General features: G+C 74.4%; 14 protein-coding genes and 1 tRNA gene. All 15 read left to right on the top strand.

Going from position 1 to position 18680, the window contains the following annotated elements; translation table 11 throughout:
- On the top strand, nt 1-260 hold a 260-nt coding region (locus G5C62_RS07395), incomplete at its 5' end, for a TatD family hydrolase (RefSeq protein ID WP_206330518.1).
- A gap of 48 nt (nt 261-308) precedes the next feature.
- The gene (locus G5C62_RS07390) at nt 309-1142 is read left to right on the top strand and encodes a hypothetical protein (protein ID WP_052091653.1); all 834 of its coding nucleotides are present in this window, start codon (nt 309-311) and stop codon (nt 1140-1142) included.
- Between the two features lie 347 nt (nt 1143-1489).
- Nucleotides 1490-2590: a resuscitation-promoting factor gene (locus G5C62_RS07385; RefSeq protein ID WP_036341011.1), complete on the top strand. Its 1101-nt coding sequence runs from the start codon at nt 1490-1492 to the stop codon at nt 2588-2590.
- Between the two features lie 118 nt (nt 2591-2708).
- Nucleotides 2709-3563: a 16S rRNA (adenine(1518)-N(6)/adenine(1519)-N(6))-dimethyltransferase RsmA gene (gene rsmA, locus G5C62_RS07380; RefSeq protein WP_036341014.1), complete on the top strand. Its 855-nt coding sequence runs from the start codon at nt 2709-2711 to the stop codon at nt 3561-3563.
- 67 nt (nt 3564-3630) lie between these two features.
- Nucleotides 3631-4599 (top strand): 4-(cytidine 5'-diphospho)-2-C-methyl-D-erythritol kinase, encoded by a 969-nt coding sequence (locus G5C62_RS07375; RefSeq protein WP_052091654.1) that lies wholly within the window; start codon nt 3631-3633, stop codon nt 4597-4599.
- A 127-nt stretch (nt 4600-4726) separates the two neighbouring features.
- A tRNA-Gln gene (locus G5C62_RS07370) sits at nt 4727-4802 on the top strand.
- Nucleotides 4803-4853: 51 nt separating this feature from the next.
- Complete coding sequence (glmU, locus tag G5C62_RS07365; RefSeq protein WP_241175762.1) at nt 4854-6386, top strand: bifunctional UDP-N-acetylglucosamine diphosphorylase/glucosamine-1-phosphate N-acetyltransferase GlmU; 1533 nt, start codon at nt 4854-4856, stop codon at nt 6384-6386.
- Complete coding sequence (locus G5C62_RS07360; RefSeq protein ID WP_036341020.1) at nt 6383-7363, top strand: ribose-phosphate diphosphokinase; 981 nt, start codon at nt 6383-6385, stop codon at nt 7361-7363. Before glmU ends, G5C62_RS07360 begins: the two co-directional genes overlap by 4 nt.
- A 388-nt stretch (nt 7364-7751) precedes the next feature.
- Entirely contained in the window at nt 7752-8447 is a 696-nt protein-coding gene (locus G5C62_RS07355; RefSeq protein WP_036341023.1) for a 50S ribosomal protein L25/general stress protein Ctc, read from the top strand.
- Nucleotides 8448-8536: 89 nt separating this feature from the next.
- A complete protein-coding gene (gene pth / locus G5C62_RS07350; protein WP_164700500.1) occupies nt 8537-9124 on the top strand; it encodes an aminoacyl-tRNA hydrolase in 588 nt (195 codons plus the stop codon).
- A gap of 222 nt (nt 9125-9346) precedes the next feature.
- Nucleotides 9347-10852 carry a sugar transferase gene (locus tag G5C62_RS07345; protein ID WP_164700499.1) on the top strand — a complete coding sequence of 502 codons (1506 nt, stop codon included), beginning with the start codon at nt 9347-9349 and terminating at the stop codon, nt 10850-10852.
- A 262-nt stretch (nt 10853-11114) separates the two neighbouring features.
- Nucleotides 11115-12383 carry a glycosyltransferase gene (locus G5C62_RS07340; protein ID WP_241175761.1) on the top strand — a complete coding sequence of 423 codons (1269 nt, stop codon included), beginning with the start codon at nt 11115-11117 and terminating at the stop codon, nt 12381-12383.
- Nucleotides 12380-13138, top strand: a complete 759-nt coding sequence (locus G5C62_RS07335) for a CDP-alcohol phosphatidyltransferase family protein (RefSeq protein ID WP_206330517.1) — start codon at nt 12380-12382, stop codon at nt 13136-13138. The genes G5C62_RS07340 and G5C62_RS07335 overlap by 4 nt, the downstream gene beginning before the upstream one ends.
- Nucleotides 13135-13842, top strand: coding sequence for a hypothetical protein (locus tag G5C62_RS07330; RefSeq protein ID WP_164700497.1), 708 nt, complete (start codon nt 13135-13137; stop codon nt 13840-13842). The genes G5C62_RS07335 and G5C62_RS07330 overlap by 4 nt, the downstream gene beginning before the upstream one ends.
- Nucleotides 13843-14099: 257 nt before the next feature.
- Nucleotides 14100-18650, top strand: a complete 4551-nt coding sequence (locus G5C62_RS07325; RefSeq protein WP_164700496.1) for a PKD domain-containing protein — start codon at nt 14100-14102, stop codon at nt 18648-18650.
- Nucleotides 18651-18680: the final 30 nt, after the last annotated feature.

Here is an 18680-nt window from a genome sequence, read left to right as displayed (position 1 = left end):
TGTCCTTCGCCGGCACGGTCACCTTCTCCAGCGCCGGCGCCCTGCGCGAGGCGGCGGCGCTCACCCCGCTGGACCAGCTGCTGGTCGAGACCGACGCCCCGTTCCTGACCCCGGCCCCGCTGCGCGGGCGCCCGAACTCCGCCCGGCTGGTACCGCACACGGTCCGGGCGCTCGCGGAGGTCACCGGGGTGCCGCTGGACCAGCTGTGCGGCGCCCTCACCGCCACCGCGGAGCGCGTCTTCGGCCCTTGGGACGACTGAGGCGGGTGGGCCGCCCCCCGGCCAGCTGAACCGGGGCACACTGGGGGAGTGGGCCGCCTCATCGCCGTCGTGCTCTTCATCGCCTTGATGGTCCCGGCCGCCATGCTGGCCCGGGGCTGGTCACTCGCGTCCGGTCGCCGGGCCGTCGCCTCCGCCGGTGTCGAGTTCGTCCCGGTGACGCCGGAGGCGACCGCGCAGCTCGCCCGCCAGGCCACCCATGCCCACCGGGTGCGGCTCCTCGGGCTGCTGCTCGGCCTGGCGCTGGTGGTCAGCACGGTGGTGCTGTTCGCCGAGGCGTCGGTCTTCCTCTGGGTGCCCGCCCTCGCCGTGGGCCTGCTGGCCGGCGTGCTGCTGGCCGAGGCGACCCGGCCGCGGCCGCGCTGGGCGACGGCCAGCCCGGCGCGCCGGCCGCGGCGGTCGGAGCAGATCTCGCTCTGGCTGCTGTGGACCATGCGCGCCGCGGTCGCCGGGGTGGTGCTCACCGCCCTGCTCCAGGTCGACGACCTGGCGTCGCCGGTCGTGGCGACGGCGACGGCGGTGCCGCTGGCCGGATGGCTGCTGGCCGAGGCCGCCCTGCTGCGGGTGTGGCTGCGCCCGCTCCCCGCCGAGGGCGCCGACGTGCCGGTCGACGAGGCGCAGCGCACCTGGACCGCGCACCTGTCGGTCGCCGCGGCCAGCGTGCTCGCCCTGCTCCCGCTGGGGGCGCTGCTGCTCCGCGCCGCGATCGACCTCGGCGACCAGGTGACCTCCGACGGCGCCGGGCTGCTGCCGGTGGCCCTCGTCGCGGGCGGGTTCTCCGCGATCATCGCCGGACTGGTGGTGGCCGGCTTCCTGGTGACCTGGTTGCGCCCCGTGCGGCAGGCCTCGCCCGCGCTGGCCTGAGGCGTTCCGGGCGCACGGCCGGCTGTGGCCTTGCGCACGGCGTCGACCCGGGTGGCTTGGCGCGCTGATGGCGCGTTTCTCACTCACCGTGTCGGCGCGCCTGCGGAGGGCTGAGTCGACATGGTGGTTTCTTGATCCCGCACCGTTCTCTTCCGTCAGGCGTTCGTTATCGTGCCGTGACCGACAAGCCGGGGTGGGGAACACCTGGGCGCTCGTTCCTGCCCGGGTGACCGCTCCCGGACCCGGAGCTCGTCGGGCCGCACGGTGATGGGCGCCGCCCTCCGGGTGAGGTCCGTCGGCTGTCGCCCTCGTTCCCCTGCCCGGGCCCCGTGACCCGTGGATGTGTTGTGCACCGATCGCTGAAGTCGATTCTCTTCGTCCTGGTCCTGCTGGGCCTGGTGGGCGGTTCCGCTGCCTACTTCGCTGCCCAGAAGACGGTGACCCTGACCGTCGACGGCCAGTCGCGCGAGGTGCGCACCTATGCCGGCACGGCCGCTGAGGTGCTGGCGGACGAGGGCCTGGAGCCCGCCTCGCAGGACGTCGTCCTGCCCGACCCCGGCGACGCCATCGGCGACGGCGCCACGATCGTGCTCAACCGCGCCCGCCCGCTGACGCTGACCGTCGACGGGGTGCGCACCGACGTCTACACGACGGCCCTCTCGGTCGACGGCGCGCTGGCCGAGCTCGGGTACCGCACCGACGAGCTGGTGCTCTCCGCCAGCCGCAGCCAGCGCCTGCCGCTGGACGGCATGGACCTCGCCATCACCACCAACAAGGACGTCACGCTGATCGCGGACGGCCAGCAGCGCGTGGTCACCACCACCGCGGCGACCGCCGGTGACCTGCTGGCCGAGCAGGGCATCGCCCTGTCGGCCACCGACCGCACCTCGATCTACCCGCAGCAGCCCCTGCTGGACGCGATGGTCCTGCGGGTCACCCGGGTCGTCGTCACCGACGTGACCGAGGTCCAGCCGCTGGACTACGCGACCGTCGAGACGCCGGACCCGAACGCCTTCCAGGGGCAGCGCACGGTCACCCAGCAGGGGGTCGAGGGCGCGCAGACGGTCACCTGGCGGGTCACCGTCACCGATGGGGTCGAGACCGGCCGCGAGCAGCTGGGCGTCGAGGTCAGCACCCCGGCGGTCGACCAGCAGGTGGCCGTCGGCACCAAGGAGAAGCCGGCGGCACCGGCCGCCGTGGTCAGCGCCGACGGCCTGAACTGGGCCGCGCTGGCCGCCTGCGAGTCCGGTGGCCGGCCCACCGCGGTGAGCGGCACCGGCAAGTACCGCGGCATGTACCAGTTCTCCACGAGCACCTGGTCCGCCGTCGGGGGCAGCGGTGACCCGGCCGCCGCGTCGGCCGAGGAGCAGACCATGCGGGCGCAGATGCTGTACGCCCGTTCCGGCGCAGGGCAGTGGCCGCACTGCGGCCCTCGCCTGTTCGGCTGATGCAGGTCGAAGGACCCCGTCGCCCCCCGGCCCTCGCGAGCTCGGGTCGGGACCCTGCGACGGGGCCGGAGCCCCGCCGCGCGCAGGCTCGCGGCGGGCCCCTGCAGCGAGGCCGGTCGTGACGGCCTTGCTCGGTGCGGCCGCGATCCGCGAGCTGGCCCAGCAGCTGGACCTGCGACCGACCAAGACCCTCGGGCAGAACTTCCTGCACGACGCCAACACGATCCGCAAGATCGTCCGGACCGCCGGCCTGCACGAGGACGACGTCGTGTGCGAGGTCGGGCCGGGCCTCGGGTCGCTGACCCTGGGGCTGCTGCCCGCCTGCGCACACGTGACCGCCGTGGAGATCGACCCCCGGCTGGCCGACCAGCTGCCGGTGACCGTCGCCCAGCGGGCCCCGGACGTGGCGGGGCGGCTCACCGTGGTGACCGCGGACGCCCTCCGGGTGCAGGAGCTGCCCGGGCCCCCGCCCACGGCCCTGGTGGCCAACCTGCCCTACAACATCGCCGTCCCGGTGCTGCTGCACCTGCTGGAGCTGGTGCCCACCATCCGCACCTCGCTGGTGCTGGTGCAGGCCGAGGTCGCCGACCGGCTCGCCGCCGCACCCGGCACGCCCGCCTACGGGGTGCCCAGCGTCAAGGCCGCCTGGTACGCCGACGTCCGGCGGGCCGGCAACGTCCCGCGGCCGGTCTTCTGGCCGGTGCCCAACGTCGACTCCGGACTGGTCGCGCTGACCCGCCGACCGGCGCCGGACGGCGACCGGGCGGCCACCTTCGCCGTCATCGACGCGGCCTTCGCCACCCGGCGCAAGGGCCTGCGGGCGGCGCTGGCTCGCTGGGCCGGCAGCCCGGCCGCCGCCGAGGCCCGGCTGCGCGCCGCCGGCATCGACCCGACCACGCGGGGGGAGCAGCTGTCGGTCACCGACTTCGCCCGGCTCGCGGCCACCGACCCGGTCACCGCGGAGGGGCGGTAGCGCGTGCCGCGGCCGGGAGGCGAGGTGCACCGGTCGGCGACGGTGGACCGGCGGGCAGGATGACCCGATGAGCAACGCGACCGCAGGCGGCCCCGGCCGGCTCGCCGGCAACGGCGCCATCACGGCGCGGGCGCCGGCGAAGGTCAACGTGCACCTCGGCGTGGGGCCGCTGCGGGCCGACGGCTTCCACGAGCTGGAGACGGTCTTCCTCGCCGTGTCGCTGTTCGACACGGTCACCGTCCGCCGCGCCGAGGGGCTCTCGCTCAGCGTCCGCGGCGAGGGGACGGGGAGCAGTGGAGGCCCGGCGAGCGTGCCCACCGACCAGCGCAACCTGGTCTGGCAGGCCGCCGAGCTGCTCGCTCGGCACGCCGGGGTGGCCGCCGATGCCCACCTGACCGTCGACAAGTCGATCCCGGCCGCGGCCGGGCTGGCCGGCGGCAGCGCCGACGCCGCGGCGACGCTGGTGGCGCTCGACGCACTGTGGGGGACCCGGGCGACTCGCGGCGACCTGGCTGCGCTCGCCGCAGTGCTGGGCAGCGACGTCCCCTTCAGCCTGCTCGGCGGGGTGGCGCTGGGCACCGGGCGCGGCGAGCGGCTGACGCCGGTGCTGGCCCGCCGGCGCTGGGACTGGGTGCTCGGGATCGCCGGGGAGGGGCTGTCGACCCCCACCGTGTACGGCGAGCTGGACGCCCAGCGGGCAGCCGGGACCCTGCCGGACGGCGGGCTGATGGCCGCCACCGGGCCGGTGCTCGCCGCGCTGCACAGCGGTCCGGCGTCGGCGCTGGCGGCCGCGCTGCACAACGACCTCCAGGCGCCGGCGCTCCGGCTGCGCCCGGAGCTGGACCGGGCGATGCGGGTCGCGACCGAGGCCGGGGCCCGGGCGGCGCTGGTCAGCGGCTCCGGCCCGACGGTGGCCGCGTTGGCCGAGGACGAGGACGGCGCCGTCCGGCTGGCCGATGAGCTCGCCGGTGCCGGGGTGTTCCGGACCGTGCGGGCCGTGCACGGCCCGGTCCACGGCGCCCGCCTGGTGGGCTGATCCCCGCCCGACCGGGTCCGTCCGGCCACCGTCCGACGTCCCGGAGGGCGGGCCTGGGTGCCCGCTCCCGACGTCGGCCCTAGGCTCAGGGTGGGCCGCCGCGGTTCTGCCCCGGCGGGCCGGTTGATGGGGGATGGGGTAATCGGCAGCCCGCCGGCCTTTGGAGCCGTGCAGTCTCGGTTCGAGTCCGAGTCCCCCAGCCAGTCAGCGCCGACGCGCGCCGCCAACCGTCGCCATCGCGAGGAGTTCGTTCCGTGACCCTGCAGGACACCCCCACCACGGACGGCGCCGTCGGCGCCGTCGTCGTCCTCGCCGCCGGGCAGGGCACGCGGATGCGCTCGCGCATGCCCAAGGTGCTGCACCCGATCGGTGGCCGCTCGCTGCTGGGGCACGTGCTGGCGGCGGCCGCCCCGCTGCGGGCCGCCCAGACCGTCGTCGTCGTCGGATCCGGTCGGGAGGCGGTGGCCGAGCACCTCAGCGCGGTCGCGCCGGGGGCGCTGCCGGTCGTGCAGGAGGAGCAGCTGGGCTCCGGGCACGCGGCGGCGGTCGCGCTGGACGCGCTCACGGAGGTGACCGGTGCGGTGCTGATCCTCAACGGGGACGCGCCGCTGCTGCGCGAGGAGACGCTGACCGCCCTGGTCCGGGCGCACCAGCAGGCCGGCGACGTGCTCACCGTGCTCACCGCCGAGGTGGCCGACCCGACCGGCCTCGGGCGGATCGTCCGGGACGCCGGCGGCGCGGTGCGGGCGATCGTCGAGGAGCGGGACGCCGACGACACCCAGCGTGCGATCCGGGAGGTCAACGCCGGGGTGTACGTCGGCGACGCCGCCGCCGTCCGGGAGGCGCTGACCAGGGTCGGGGCCGCCAACGACCAGGGCGAGCAGTACCTGACCGACGTCCTCGGCCTGCTGGTGGCCGACGGCGCCCCGGTCGGCGGGCACCGCGCGGCCGACCCCGACGACACCCTCGGCTGCAACGACCAGCGCGAGCTGGCCGCCCGGCGCCGCACGATGAACGACCGGGTCCTCGACGACCTCATGCGGGCCGGCGTGGTCGTGGTGGACCCGCAGACCACCTGGGTCGACGTGACCGTGGAGGTGGCGGCGGAGGTCGTCCTGCACCCCGGGACGCAACTGCTCGGCGCGACCACCGTCGGTGCCGGCGCGGTCGTCGGCCCGGACAGCACGTTGGTCGACACCGAGGTGGGGGAGGGGGCGTCGGTCGTCCGGTCACACGTCCAGCTGGCCGAGATCGGCCCGGCGGCGACCGTCGGCCCGTTCAGCTACCTCCGCCCGGGCACCCGGCTGGGCCGCGGGGCAAAGGTGGGCGCCTACGTCGAGACGAAGAACGTCCAGGTCGGCGAGGGGTCCAAGGTGCCCCACCTGTCCTACGTCGGCGACGCGACCATCGGCGAGCACAGCAACATCGGCGCGGCGACGGTGTTCGTCAACTACGACGGCGTCGCCAAGCACCGCACCACGGTGGGTGACCACGTGCGGATCGGCTCGGACACCATGCTCGTGGCGCCGGTCACCGTGGGCGACGGGGCCTACACCGCCGCCGGGTCCGTGATCACCACCGACGTCCCGCCTGGGGCGATGGCCGTCGCCCGGGCACGCCAGCGCAATGTGGGAGGCTGGGTGGCGCGGCGCCGTCCGGGCACGCCCGGCGCAGAGGCCGCAGCAGCGGCTGACGACGCAGCGGCCGCAGTCACCGACACCCGAACCACCGAGTCCGCGGACCGGCCCCCGGCCGCGACGGACGACGACCAGCAGGGGCGATCATGAGCGCGATCAGGCAGACCACCAACAAGAGCCTGATGCTCTTCTCCGGCCGGGCCTACCCCGAGCTGACGATGGAGATCGCCGGGCACCTCGGCGTCACCCCCACCCCCACCTCCTCCTACGAGTTCGCCAACGGTGAGCTGTTCGTGCGGTTCGAGGAGTCGGTGCGCGGCTGCGACGCCTTCGTGGTGCAGAGCCACACCGCACCCATCAACACCTGGCTGATGGAACAGCTGATCATGGTCGACGCGCTGAAGCGCGCCTCGGCCAAGCGGATCACCGTGGTCGCCCCGTTCTTCCCCTACGCCCGGCAGGACAAGAAGCACCGCGGCCGCGAACCGATCTCCGCCCGGCTGGTCGCCGACATGTTCAAGACCGCCGGCGCCGACCGGCTGATGACCGTCGACCTGCACACCGCGCAGATCCAGGGCTTCTTCGACGGCCCGGTCGACCACCTGTTCGCCATGGACCTGCTCATCGACGAGGTCAAGTGCAAGTGGGGCGACCGCGACCTCACCGTCGTCTCGCCCGACTCCGGCCGCGTCCGGGTGTCCGAGCGGTGGAGCGACAAGCTCGGCGGCACCCCGCTGGCCTTCATCCACAAGACCCGCGACGTCACCCGGCCCAACGAGGTCGTCGCCAACCGGGTCGTCGGTGACGTCGAGGGTCGCGTCTGCATCCTGGTCGACGACATGATCGACACCGGCGGCACGATCGCCAAGGCCGCCGAGACGCTGTTCGAGGCCGGCGCCGCCGACGTCATCATCGCCGCCACCCACGGGGTGCTCTCCGGCCCCGCGGTCGACCGCCTGAAGAACAGCCGGGTCAGCGAGGTGATCATCACCAACACGCTCCCCATCGAGGCCGAACGTCGCTTCGACAAGCTGACCGTGCTCTCCATCGCCCCCCTGCTCGGCCGGGCGATCAAGGAGGTCTTCGAGGACGGTTCGGTGACGAGCTTGTTCGGTGGGGCTTCGTAGGATCGCGACCCTTCGGGCCGCATCGCGGCCAGGAGGCGTTCCCGACGTGAGTTGAGCCGTTTCCCGCGTCGTCGGCAGGGACCCTCCGGGCCCCGTGCCGGCGTCGCGGACGGACCCACCTGCCGGTCCCGGCGGGAGCCTTCGGCGCCGCGCCGGGATCGGCAGACGCCCTTCGGGCGATGGGTCCGGGGTCCCTCCGCTGGTGGCGTTGGCGCGCATGGCCGCGTCCCTGTCTCGCGGCCTCGGGCGCTCAGGTACGCTCGACTGGTTGCCCGGCGAGGGAGCGGTTCTCCGACTCCGTGATCGACGTGCGTCTGCCCTCCAGGGGTGTGCCGCGCTCGTGCGCTGAGCACACAGACCCGATCCACCTGTTGAGGAGCACACCACCGTGGCTGAATTCCGCCTCGCCGCCGAGCCCCGCACCGAGTTCGGCAAGGGCAGTGCCCGCCGGACCCGTCGCGAGGGCCGCGTCCCCGCCGTCCTGTACGGGCACGGCCAGGACGTCGTCCACCTGTCGCTGCCGGCCCGCGAGTTCGCCGCGGCCCTGCGCAACGGCGGCACCAACGTGCTGCTGACCATCGAGATGGACGGCAAGGACCAGCTGGCGCTGACCAAGGCGATCCAGCGGGACCCGATCACCCGCATCCACGAGCACGTCGACCTGCTGCTGGTCCGCCGCGGTGAGAAGACCACCGTCGAGGTCCGCGTCCTGATCGTCGGCGAGCCGGCCCCGGACACGATCAGCAACCACCAGCTGAACAGCGTCCTCGTCGAGGCCGACGCCACCGACCTGCCGGAGACGATCGAGGTCGACATCACCGGCCGCACCGCGGGCAACGGCATCACCGCCAGTGACCTGCCGCTGCCGGCCGGCGCGACGCTGATCACCGACCCGGAGGCGCTGGTCATCGGCTTCCTGGGTGCGCCGTCCGCCGCCGAGCTGGAGGCCGAGCTGGAAGAGGCCGAGGCCGAGGCCGGCATCGAGCGCGACGAGTCCGAGGCCGACGGCGACGTCGTCCCGGAGCCGCAGGACCAGGGCAGCGGCGAGTCGATGGACTCCGCCGAGAAGTCCAGCGACGCCTGACCGGTCCGCTGACCGAGAGCACGACCCGCAGGGGCGCCGGCACCGCCGGCGCCCCTGCGGCGTCTCCCGCGCCCGCCCCCGCACCCCCGGTGTCGGAGGGACCGTTCCTGGTCGTCGGGCTGGGCAACCCCGGCCCCGGCTACGCCGGCAACCGGCACAACGTCGGGGCGATGGTGCTGGCCGAGCTGGCCGCCCGGGCCGGCGTCCGGTTGTCACCCGGCAAGGGGCCCCGCGCCCGGTCGCTGTCCGGTGAGGGCCGGCTCGCCGACCGGCGAGTCGTGCTGGCGGTGCCCTCGACCTACATGAACGAGTCCGGCGGCCCGGTCCGCGGGCTGCTCGACTACCACCACCTGCCCGCCACCGACCTGGTCGTCGTGCACGACGAGCTCGACCTCGACTTCGAGGTGGTGCGGCTCAAGCGCGGTGGCGGCGAGGGCGGGCACAACGGCCTGCGCTCCATCTCCCGCTCCACCGGCACCCGCGACTACCTGCGGGTCCGGGCGGGGATCGGCCGCCCACCCGGACGGCAGGACCCCGCCGACTACGTCCTCAAGGACTTCTCGGCGACCGAGCGCAAGACGCTCGAGCTGTTCGTCGGCGAGGCCGCCGACGCCACCGAGCTGCTGCTCGAGCGCGGCCTGGAGGCCGCGCAGAACGTCGTCCACCCCCGCAGCTGACCACCGTCGGTACACACCGTCGCCCGGACGGGTGGTCGCGGCCGTGGTCCCGGTCCCAACGGGTGAAGCACCCCCGTCCGCGTTGCCCCTGATCGTCACCGCCTGTGATGGTTGCTGAGCGTCACCAGTGCAGCGGCTGGTCCGGGCTCTGCCCTGGCCACCAGCCACTCCTGCGTGTCGCCAGCGGACTGTGCGTGATCACTGCGGAGAACTGGGGGCCCCATGCTGCTCGAACGTGCGGAACCGACCGACACCGTCGGTCACCCGTCGTCGGCGGCGGTCCCGTCGCTCGTGGCCGTCGAGCGCGTCCCGGACACCACCGCGCGCGCCCGGGGCACCGCCCGCTGGGCCCGGCGGCACCGCGCCGGACTGGTCCTCGGTGAGGCGCTGATCGCGGCGTCCGCGGCGGCCGTGGTCCTCCTCGCCCACGACGGGCCGGTCGTGGGCAGCGTCCTGTTCTGGGCCGGGCTGAGCCTGGTCGTCGCCTGGCCGGCGCTGCTCGCGGTCACCGGCGCGTACGAGGAACGCTGGTTCGGGGTGGGCAGCGACGAGTTCCGTCGCGTCGGCCGGGCCGGCCTGCTGCTGCTGGCCGGGATGGGCTTCGTCAGCTACGCCGCCCAGCTCGACCTCAGCCGCGCGCTGGTCGTCCTCGCCGTCCCGGCGCTCACCGGCGCGACACTGGTCGAGCGGTACGCCGCCCGGCGCGTGCTGCACCGCCAGCGGATGGCCGGGCGCTGCGTCAAGCGCGTCGTGGTCGTCGGCCGCGGCGGCGCGGTCCTGGACCTGGTCGACCGGCTGCACCGCACCCGGCACGCCGGACTGGACGTCGTCGGCGTCTGCGTGACGCCGGACGACCGCAGCCGGGTCGCGCGGGTGACCGACCTGCCGGTGGCGGGCCTGGACGACGTCGTCGAGCTCGCCGGCCGGGTCGGTGCCGACACGATCGCCGTCACCTCCGCCAGCGAGACGGCGTCCCAGTACCTGCGCGCCCTGTCCTGGCAGCTCGAGGGCACCGGGCTGGAGCTCCTCGTGGCCCCCGGGCTGGTCGAGGTGGCCGGGCCGCGCCTGCACATCCGGCCCTTCGACGGGCTGCCCCTCCTCTCGGTGGAGCAGCCCCGGTTCGAGGGCTGGCGCCGGGTGCTGAAGGCGGCCCTCGACCGGTCGGTCGCCTCGGTCGCGCTACTGCTGCTCGCTCCGGTCCTGGCCGGGCTCGCCCTCGCGGTCCGGCTGTCCGGTCCCGGGCCGGTCCTCTACCGACAGCAGCGGGTGGGGCTCGGTGGCCAGCACTTCACGATGCTCAAGTTCCGCAGCATGGTCGTCGGCGCCGACCAGCAGGTCGCCGGCCTGTCGGACGGCAACGAGGCCGACGGGCTGCTGTTCAAGATCCGGGAGGACCCGCGGGTGACGCCGGTCGGCCGCTGGATGCGCCGGCTCTCCCTCGACGAGCTGCCCCAGCTGGTCAACGTGCTCACCGGCGGCATGTCGCTCGTCGGGCCGCGTCCGCCGCTGCCCGACGAGGTCGCCCGCTACGACACCTCGGTCAGCCGCCGGCTGCTGGTGAAGCCGGGCCTGACCGGGCTGTGGCAGATCTCCGGCCGCAGCGACCTGCCGTGGGAGGAGGCCGTCCGGCTGGACCTCCGCTACGTGGAGAACTGGTCGCTCGCCCTGGACGTGCAGATCCTCTGGAAGACCGCACGCGCCGTCGTCTCGGCATCCGGCGCCTACTGAGCCGCGGCCGCGCAACGGGCGGCCACGGACGAGCACCGGCGTCCTCCCTCCGGGTGACCGCACTGCTGCGAAGCGCGACGCCACTCCGCGATCGGGGGAGGGTCGAGGGTGGACGGCCGGCACGGCTCGTCCAGCACGTGCAGGTCGGTCGGTCGCCGCTCCCTCGTCCCGAGGCCGGCGCCGACTCCGAGGAACGGAGCCAGAGGCCATGCCACCCAGGAGGTCGGGCGCCCTTCGCATCGCCCTGGTCGGGACGCGTGGCGTGCCGGCGCGGTACGGCGGCTTCGAGACCGCGGTCGAGGAGGTCGGCCGGCGCCTGGTGGAGGCCGGCCACGACGTCGTCGTCTACTGCCGCACCACCACCGGCGGACCCCGGCCGGCGACGCACCTGGGCATGCGGCTGGTGCACCTGCCGGCGCTGCGCCGCCGGTCGCTGGAGACGCTGAGCCACACCGGTCTCTCGGTCGCGCACCTGCTCACCCACCGGGTCGACGCCGCGATCGTGTTCAACGCGGCCAACGCGCCCTGGCTGCCGCTGCTGCGGGCGGCCTGCATCCCGGTGGCCACCCACGTCGACGGCCTGGAGTGGAAGCGCGCCAAGTGGGGTGGGATCGGCAAGCGGTACTACCGCGTCGTCGAGGCGCTGTCGGTCCGCTGGTCCGACGCCCTGATCGCCGACGCGCAGGGCATCGCCGACTACTACCGTGACGAGTTCGCGGCCCCGACCGAGCAGATCGCCTACGGCGCACCGAAGACCGACGGCGCCGGGTCCGACCGGCTGTCGGCCGTGGACCTGACGCCGGGCGGCTACCACCTCGTCGTCGCCCGCTTCGAGCCGGAGAACCACGTCGACGTGATCGTCGACGGCTACCGGCGCAGCGACGCCGAGCTGCCGCTCGTGGTGGTGGGGTCGGCGCCCTACGCCGACGACTACACCCGCTGCGTGCACGCGCTCGCCGACGACCGGGTGCGGTTCCTCGGCGGCGTCTGGGACCAGGAGCTCCTCGACCAGCTGTACGTGCACTGCGCGACGTACCTGCACGGGCACTCCGTGGGCGGGACCAACCCCTCCCTGCTGCGGGCGCTCGGCGCGGGCGCGGCGACGATCGCCTACGACGTCTCCTTCAACCGGGAGGTGCTGGAGTCCAGCGGCCGCTACTTCCGGACGCCGGACGACGTCACCTCCGCACTGCACGAGGCCGAGCGCGAGCCCGAGAAGCTCCGCCGCCGGGGCAAGCGGGCACGGCTGCTCGCCGCCCGCTACGACTGGGACCACGTGGCGTCCCGCTACGAGGAGCTGTGCCGCGCGCTGGCCGCCCGGGAGTTCCCCCGGACCCGCCCCAGCGGCCGGCGGCTGCGGCTCGGGCCGGCTGCCGGCACCCGCACCAGCGAGTGGCCACTGGTCCAGCCCGCCTCCGCCCCTGGGGGTGGCAGCGCCCCTGCGCCTCGCCGGGCACCCGGCCGACCGGCCGCGCGGCCCGCGGCGGCCGGGTCGAGCGACGTCCCGTCGGCACGGACGGCGCAGTCGTGACGACGGTGCCGACCGCGGTGGCCCGTCCGGAGGGCACGGTCGCCGACACGGTCCGCCGGCTGGCCGGCGCGCAGAAGGGCGCGCAGGGCGCCCCCGCCTACTCCCGGTTCGTGAACCGGAGGCTGGGGCGGGTGCTCGCGGCCCTGGCCTTCCACGCCCGGCTCACCCCGAACGCGGTCACCGGGATCAGCGCCGTGTGCACGTTCACCGGCATCGCCGTGCTCGCCCTGGTGCCGCCGTCCTGGCCGATGGGCCTGACGGTCGCGCTGCTGCTGGTGCTCGGGTACGCCTTCGACTCCGCCGACGGCCAGCTGGCCCGGCTGCGGGGCGGTGGCTCCCCGGCCGGGGAGTGGCTGGACCACATGGTGGACGCGCTCAAGATCGCCAGCCTGCACCTCGCGTTGCTGATCGGCCTCTACCGCTCCGAGACGGTGGACGCCGTGTGGCTGCTGCTGCCCTTGGCGTTCTCCGTGGTCGACGTCGTCCACTTCTTCGTCACCCTGCTGAACGACGCACTGCGTGCCGCCCACGGCGGGACCAGCCGGGCTGCGCGGACGTCCGGGCAGCGGCCGAGCGTGCTGCGCTCCCTCCTGGTGCTGCCGACCGACTACGGCCTGCTGTGCCTGGTGTTCGTCCTGCTCGGTGCGCCGCAGGTGTTCCTGGCGGCCTACGGACTGATGTTCCTCGGCACGGCCGGCTACCTCGCCGTCGCGTCGGTCAAGTGGTATCGAGAGATGGGCAGGTTGAGCGCGTGAACACCGACGTCCCCTCCGGGGCCGCACGCTGGTCGCGGCGGCGGACCTGGTCCCTCCTGGCGGCCCTGGTCGTGGTCGTGGCGGTCGCATCGGCGTTCCTGGCGCTCGGTGACCGCAGGGCACCGGGTGACGTGACGTCGCCGGTGGCCGGCAGCACCGCCGCGACGACCGCCGGCCCGGCTCCCGGCGCCACCGATCCGGCGTCCGGCGCCACCGACCCGAGCGCCCCGTCCAGCGACACGGCCGCTCCGGCCGGTGGGCCCCCGGCCTCGGCTGCGGACCCGGTGACGATCGCGCAGGAGCTCCCCCCGGACCTGCCGGCGGTCGCGCTGGAGGAGCCGGTCCCCGTGGACGGTCTGACCATCGAGGTCGCCTCGATCGAGGGCATCGACGGTCAGGCCACCGGGCCGGGCAACATCGCCGGTCCGGCCGTCCGGGTGACCGTCCGGGTCACCAACGACTCGTCGGCGGACGTGTCGCTCGACGCCGTGGTGGTGAACCTGTTCCACGGCCCGGAGGCGACGCCGGCCTCACCGCTCGAGGACCCCTCGCAAGAGCCCTTCTCCGGGACCCTCCGGCCGGGGGCGAGTGCCGACGGCGTGTACGTCTTCACCCTGGCGACCGGCGACCGGGACTCGGTCACGGTGCAGGTCGGGCACGCTCCCGGTGCCTCCTACGCGGTGTTCACCGGCGCGGCCAGCTGACGTCCCGCCACGTCCTCCGTCCAGCCAGGCCCCCTCGACCGCCCCTGCGGTCGAGGGGGCCTGGTGCGTGGTGGAGCCGCACGGGCGCACACACGCGTGATCCGGCGCTGACACAGCGTGATGAAGAGGCTCGCGTTCACCCGTTGAGCACGCTGCGTCACCGGTACGGGGGATGTCATCCCGCACTTCGTCACGCTTAGTGTCCGAACGTCGGCCGGATGACTGGCCGGGCAAGCGATCGGACGAGCGGGGAAACGATGTCTGCACGGATGGTGGCGTCCAGGGCGATCCTGGCCTCGCTGCTCAGTCTGCTCCTGCTCGCGGGGGCCCTCGGCGGACTGCTCGCCGGCACGGCGCACGCGGACTCGGCGCCGCTGGACCCGGCGGACCCGGCCACGCCGGCGACGGTCACCGCTGACCCCCTGCCCACCGTGCAGATCGACGGGGTGGTCTGGTCGCAGGTGGTGGTCGGGAACACCGTCTACGCCGCCGGCAAGTTCACGTCCGTCCGACCCGCGGGCGCGCCCCGCGGCACCCAGGAGACCGTCCGCAACAACCTGCTCGCCTACGACGTCCGCACCGGTGAGCTGATCACCAGCTTCGCGCCCGACCTGAACGCGCAGGCCCGGGTCGTGGTGGCGTCCCCCGACGGCTCGCGCATCTTCGTGGGCGGCGACTTCACCGCCGCCGACGGCCAGCCGCGGTACCGCTTCGCGGCCTACGACACCGCGACCGGTGCGCTGGACACCACGTTTCGGCCCGGCTTCCCCTCGCAGGTCCGGGCCATCACCGCGACGGACACCACCGTCTACGTGGGCGGCACCTTCGAGTCCGTGGGCTCCGCGGCCCGCACCCGGCTGGCCGCCTTCTCCTACCCGACGGGTGCGCTGCTGCCCTGGGCGCCCGTAGCCAACGGCCAGGTGAACGCCCTCGCCGTGGCCCCGAGCGGTCCCGGCGTCGTCGTCGGCGGGTCGTTCGACACGCTGGCCGGCTCCCGGGCCCAGGGGCTCGGCGCGGTCCACGGCACGACCGGTGCCGCGCTCCCCTTCGCCGCTGGCACCGTGGTCGACAACACCGGCAGCACCGCGGCGATTATGAGCCTGTCGGTCGACAGCGACACCGTCTACGCCGCCGGCTACACCTTCGGCCGGGGGAACCTGGAGGGGGTCGTCGCCGCCGACGCGGACACCGGCGCAGTGCGGTGGATCAACGACTGCCGCGGCGACACGTACTCCGTGTGGGCCTCGGGCACCGCTTCCTACATCGCCGGTCACCCGCACGCCTGCAGCAACATCGGCGGGTTCCCCGAGTCCGACCCGCAGAGCTTCTACCGGGCCATCGCGTTCAGCAAGGCGGCGACCGGGACCGTCGGCACCGAGACGGGCAACTTCACCGGGCAGCCGGCCCCGAGCCTGCTCACCTGGTTCCCCGACCTGGCCATGGGCACCTACACGGGGCAGAACCAGGGCCCGTGGAGCGTCGCGGGGAACAGCCAGTACGTCGTCTACGCCGGTGAGTTCCCGACGGTCAACGGGATCGCCCAGCAGGGGCTCGTGCGCTTCGCCGTCCCGGAGATCGCACCGAACGAGGTCGGCCCCCGTGGCAACGAGCAGCTCATCCCCACGGTGACCTCGCTCGGCCCGGGCACCGCCCGCGTCGGCTGGCAGACCACGTGGGACATGGACAACGAGAACCTCACCTACCGGGTGTACCGGGACGGCGACACCAGCACCCCGGTGCGAGAGGTGGTGCAGGCCAGCACGTTCTGGCTGCGGCCGACCCTGGCCTACACCGACACCGGGCTCAGCGCCGGGACGCACAGGTACCGGATCACCGTCACCGACCCGGCCGGCAACCAGGTGACGACCGCCTGGACGAGCGTCGAGGTCGCAGCAGGCACGGCGGTGCGCCGTCCCTACGCCGACACCGTGCTCGCCGACGGCGCCCAGCACCACTGGCCGGTCGGCGAGCCCTCGGGCTCCACCGCCTACGACCACGCCAGTGCGATGGACGCGACACTGGGCAGCGGGGTGACGCTCGCGCAGGCGGGTGCGATCGAGAACGATGCCGACACCGCCGCGCGCTTCAGCGGCACGAGCACCGGACTGCTCGCCACCCAGACCCGGGTCCCCGGCCCGCAGACCTTCAGCATCGAGACCTGGTTCCAGACCACGTCCAGGAGCGGCGGCAAGCTCGTCGGCTTCGGCAACAGGAACACCGGGAACAGCACCAGCTACGACCGGCACGTCTTCCTGGACGGCTCCGGACGGGTGTACTTCGGGGTGTACCCGGGTGCCCAGCGGACCGTCAACAGCAAGGCCGGGTACAACGACGGTCAGTGGCACCACGTGGTCGCGACGCTGGGCAAGGCCGGCATGGCCGTGTACGTCGACGGCGAGCTGGCCGCCTCCCGTGGCGACGTCACCTCCGCGCAGAGCTACAGCGGCTACTGGCGGGCCGGTGGGGACAGCACCTGGAACAACACGGCGCAGTACCTCAACGGCCGGCTCGACGAGGTCGCCGTCTACCCGACGGCGCTGACCGCGGACCGGGTCCGGAACCACTTCACGCTGGGGTCCACCGGGGAGACCACGAACGTCGCCCCGACGGCGTCCTTCACCAGCACCACGGCGGACCTGACCGCGACCTTCGACGCGTCGGGCTCCACGGACCCCGACGGCACCATCGCGTCCTACACGTGGGACCTGGGCGAGGGCGTCAGCGTGACCGGGGCGACGGTGGCCCACACGTACGCGGCGGCCGGCACCTACCCCGTCACCCTCACGGTGACCGATGACGACGGGGCGACCGCCCAGCGCGCCGGCTCGGTGACCGTCACCGCTCCGGTGCCCAACACGCCGCCGTCGGGGGCCTTCACCTCGCAGGTGTCCGGGCTCGAGGTGTCGCTGGACGCGTCGTCCTCCCGGGACGACGACGGCACGGTCGTCGGCTGGGACTGGGACTTCGGGGACGGCTCCACCGGCGCCGGTGCCACGGCCTCGCACACCTACGCCGAGGCCGGCAGCTACCCGGTGACGCTCACGGTGACCGACGACGATGGCGCCACGGCGAGCGCCGAGGAGACGGTCACGGTGGCTGCACCGGTGCCCCCGACGGTCCACGCGCGTGACGCCTTCGAGCGTTCGGCGGCGACCGGGCTGGGGACGGCCGACCTCGGTGGGGCTTGGTCGGTCCCGGCGGCGTCCTCGTCGGTGTCGGCGGGAACGGGTCACCTGACGGTCAAGTCCGCCGGGTCCTCGACCTGGGCGACGCTGGGAGCGGTGTCCCAGACCGACGTGGCGATGCAGATGTCGCTGGCGCTGGACTCGATGCCCACCGGTGGCGGGACCTACGTCTACCTGCTGTCCCGCCACGTGGGGAACAGCGACTACCGGGCGATGGTGCGGTTCGTCAACGACGGCCGGGTGCAGCTGTCGGTGGCCCGGGCGGTGAACGGTGCGGACACCTCGCTGCGCACCGTGACGCTGCCGGGGATCACCTACACGCCGGGCACCGTGCTGCAGGTGCGCTTCGACACCAGCGGGACCGGCAGCACCACGCTGCAGGCCAAGGGCTGGGTCGACGGGACCCCGGAGCCGGCGGACTGGCAGGTCACCGCGACCGACGGCACCGAGGCCCTGCAGCGGTCGGGATCGGTCGGGGTGGCGGCCTACGTCTCCGGTTCGGCCACGGCCACCCCGGTCGTGCTCGACCTCGACGACGTGTGGGTGGGCAACGCGGGCACGGTGCCGTCGCCGGACGGTGCGCAGCCGGTGAACGCCGAGCCGACGGCCGTCTTCGACGCCGTGCCCACCGACCTCACGGTCGCCGTGGACGGTTCGCGCTCGACCGACGCCGACGGCACGGTCGTCCGCTGGGACTGGGCGTTCGGGGACGGAGCGACCGGCTCGGGCTCGACCGCCGGGCACACCTACGTCGCAGCCGGCACCTACCAGGTCACCCTGACGATCACCGATGACGCGGGTGCCACCCACTCGGTGACCCAGCCGGTGACGGTCACGGCACCGGTGACCCAGGAGCCGGCCCCGCAGCCCGAGCCCGAGCCGCAGCCGGAGCCCGAGCCGCAGCCCGAGCCCGAGCCGCAGCCCGAGCCCGAGCCGCAGCCCGAGCCGCAGCCCGAGCCGGAGCCGGAGCTCGGCGCGCCGTTCGCTCTCGACACCTTCGAGCGGACCTCGACCGCCGGGCTGGGCGAGGCCGACGCGGGTGGTCCATGGTCGGTCCCGGCGGCGTCGTCGTCGGTCTCCGAAGGCGTCGGCCGGTTGGTGGTGACGACCCCCGGGTCGTCGACCTGGGCGACGATGAACGCGGTGTCGGAGACCGACACGGCCGTGGAGGTGTCCCTCTCGCTGGACACGGCGGCGACCGGCGGCGGGACCTACGCCTACGTGCTCTCCCGGCACGTCGGCAACAGCAACTACCGGGCGATGGTCCGCTACGCCCCCGACGGCCGGGTCCAGTTGTCGCTGCAGCGAGCGGTGTCCGGGGCCGAGACCACGCTGCGGGCAATGACGCTGCCGGGCGTGACGTACAGCCCGGGGACGGTGCTGCACGTGCGCTTCGACACGAGCGGGGTGGGCACCACCACGCTGAAGGCGATGGCGTGGACCGAGGGCTCGCCCGAGCCGACGGACTGGCAGGTCACCGCGACCGACACCACCGAGGCCCTGCAGCGCGCCGGCGGCATCGGGGTGGCGGCCTACGTGTCCGGCTCGGCCACGAAGGTCCCGGTCACCCTGGGCGTCGACGACGTTTGGGCCGGTGCAGCCGGCACCCGGCCCCAGGGCTGACTCGGCCCCGCTGCACCGCCCACGGCCGGC

Source organism: Modestobacter sp. KNN46-3, from assembly GCF_011039295.1.
This window is presented reverse-complemented; position numbering and strand designations above follow the sequence as displayed.

What these genes read in the sequence shown, in the direction of transcription:
- G5C62_RS07325 (WP_164700496.1), top strand. Translation starts at nt 14,100, where the DNA reads ATGTCTGCACGGATGGTGGCGTCCAGGGCGATCCTGGCCTCGCTGCTC.
- G5C62_RS07345 (WP_164700499.1), top strand. Translation starts at nt 9,347, where the DNA reads ATGCTGCTCGAACGTGCGGAACCGACCGACACCGTCGGTCACCCGTCG.
- G5C62_RS07375 (WP_052091654.1), top strand. Translation starts at nt 3,631, where the DNA reads ATGAGCAACGCGACCGCAGGCGGCCCCGGCCGGCTCGCCGGCAACGGC.
- G5C62_RS07360 (WP_036341020.1), top strand. Translation starts at nt 6,383, where the DNA reads ATGAGCGCGATCAGGCAGACCACCAACAAGAGCCTGATGCTCTTCTCC.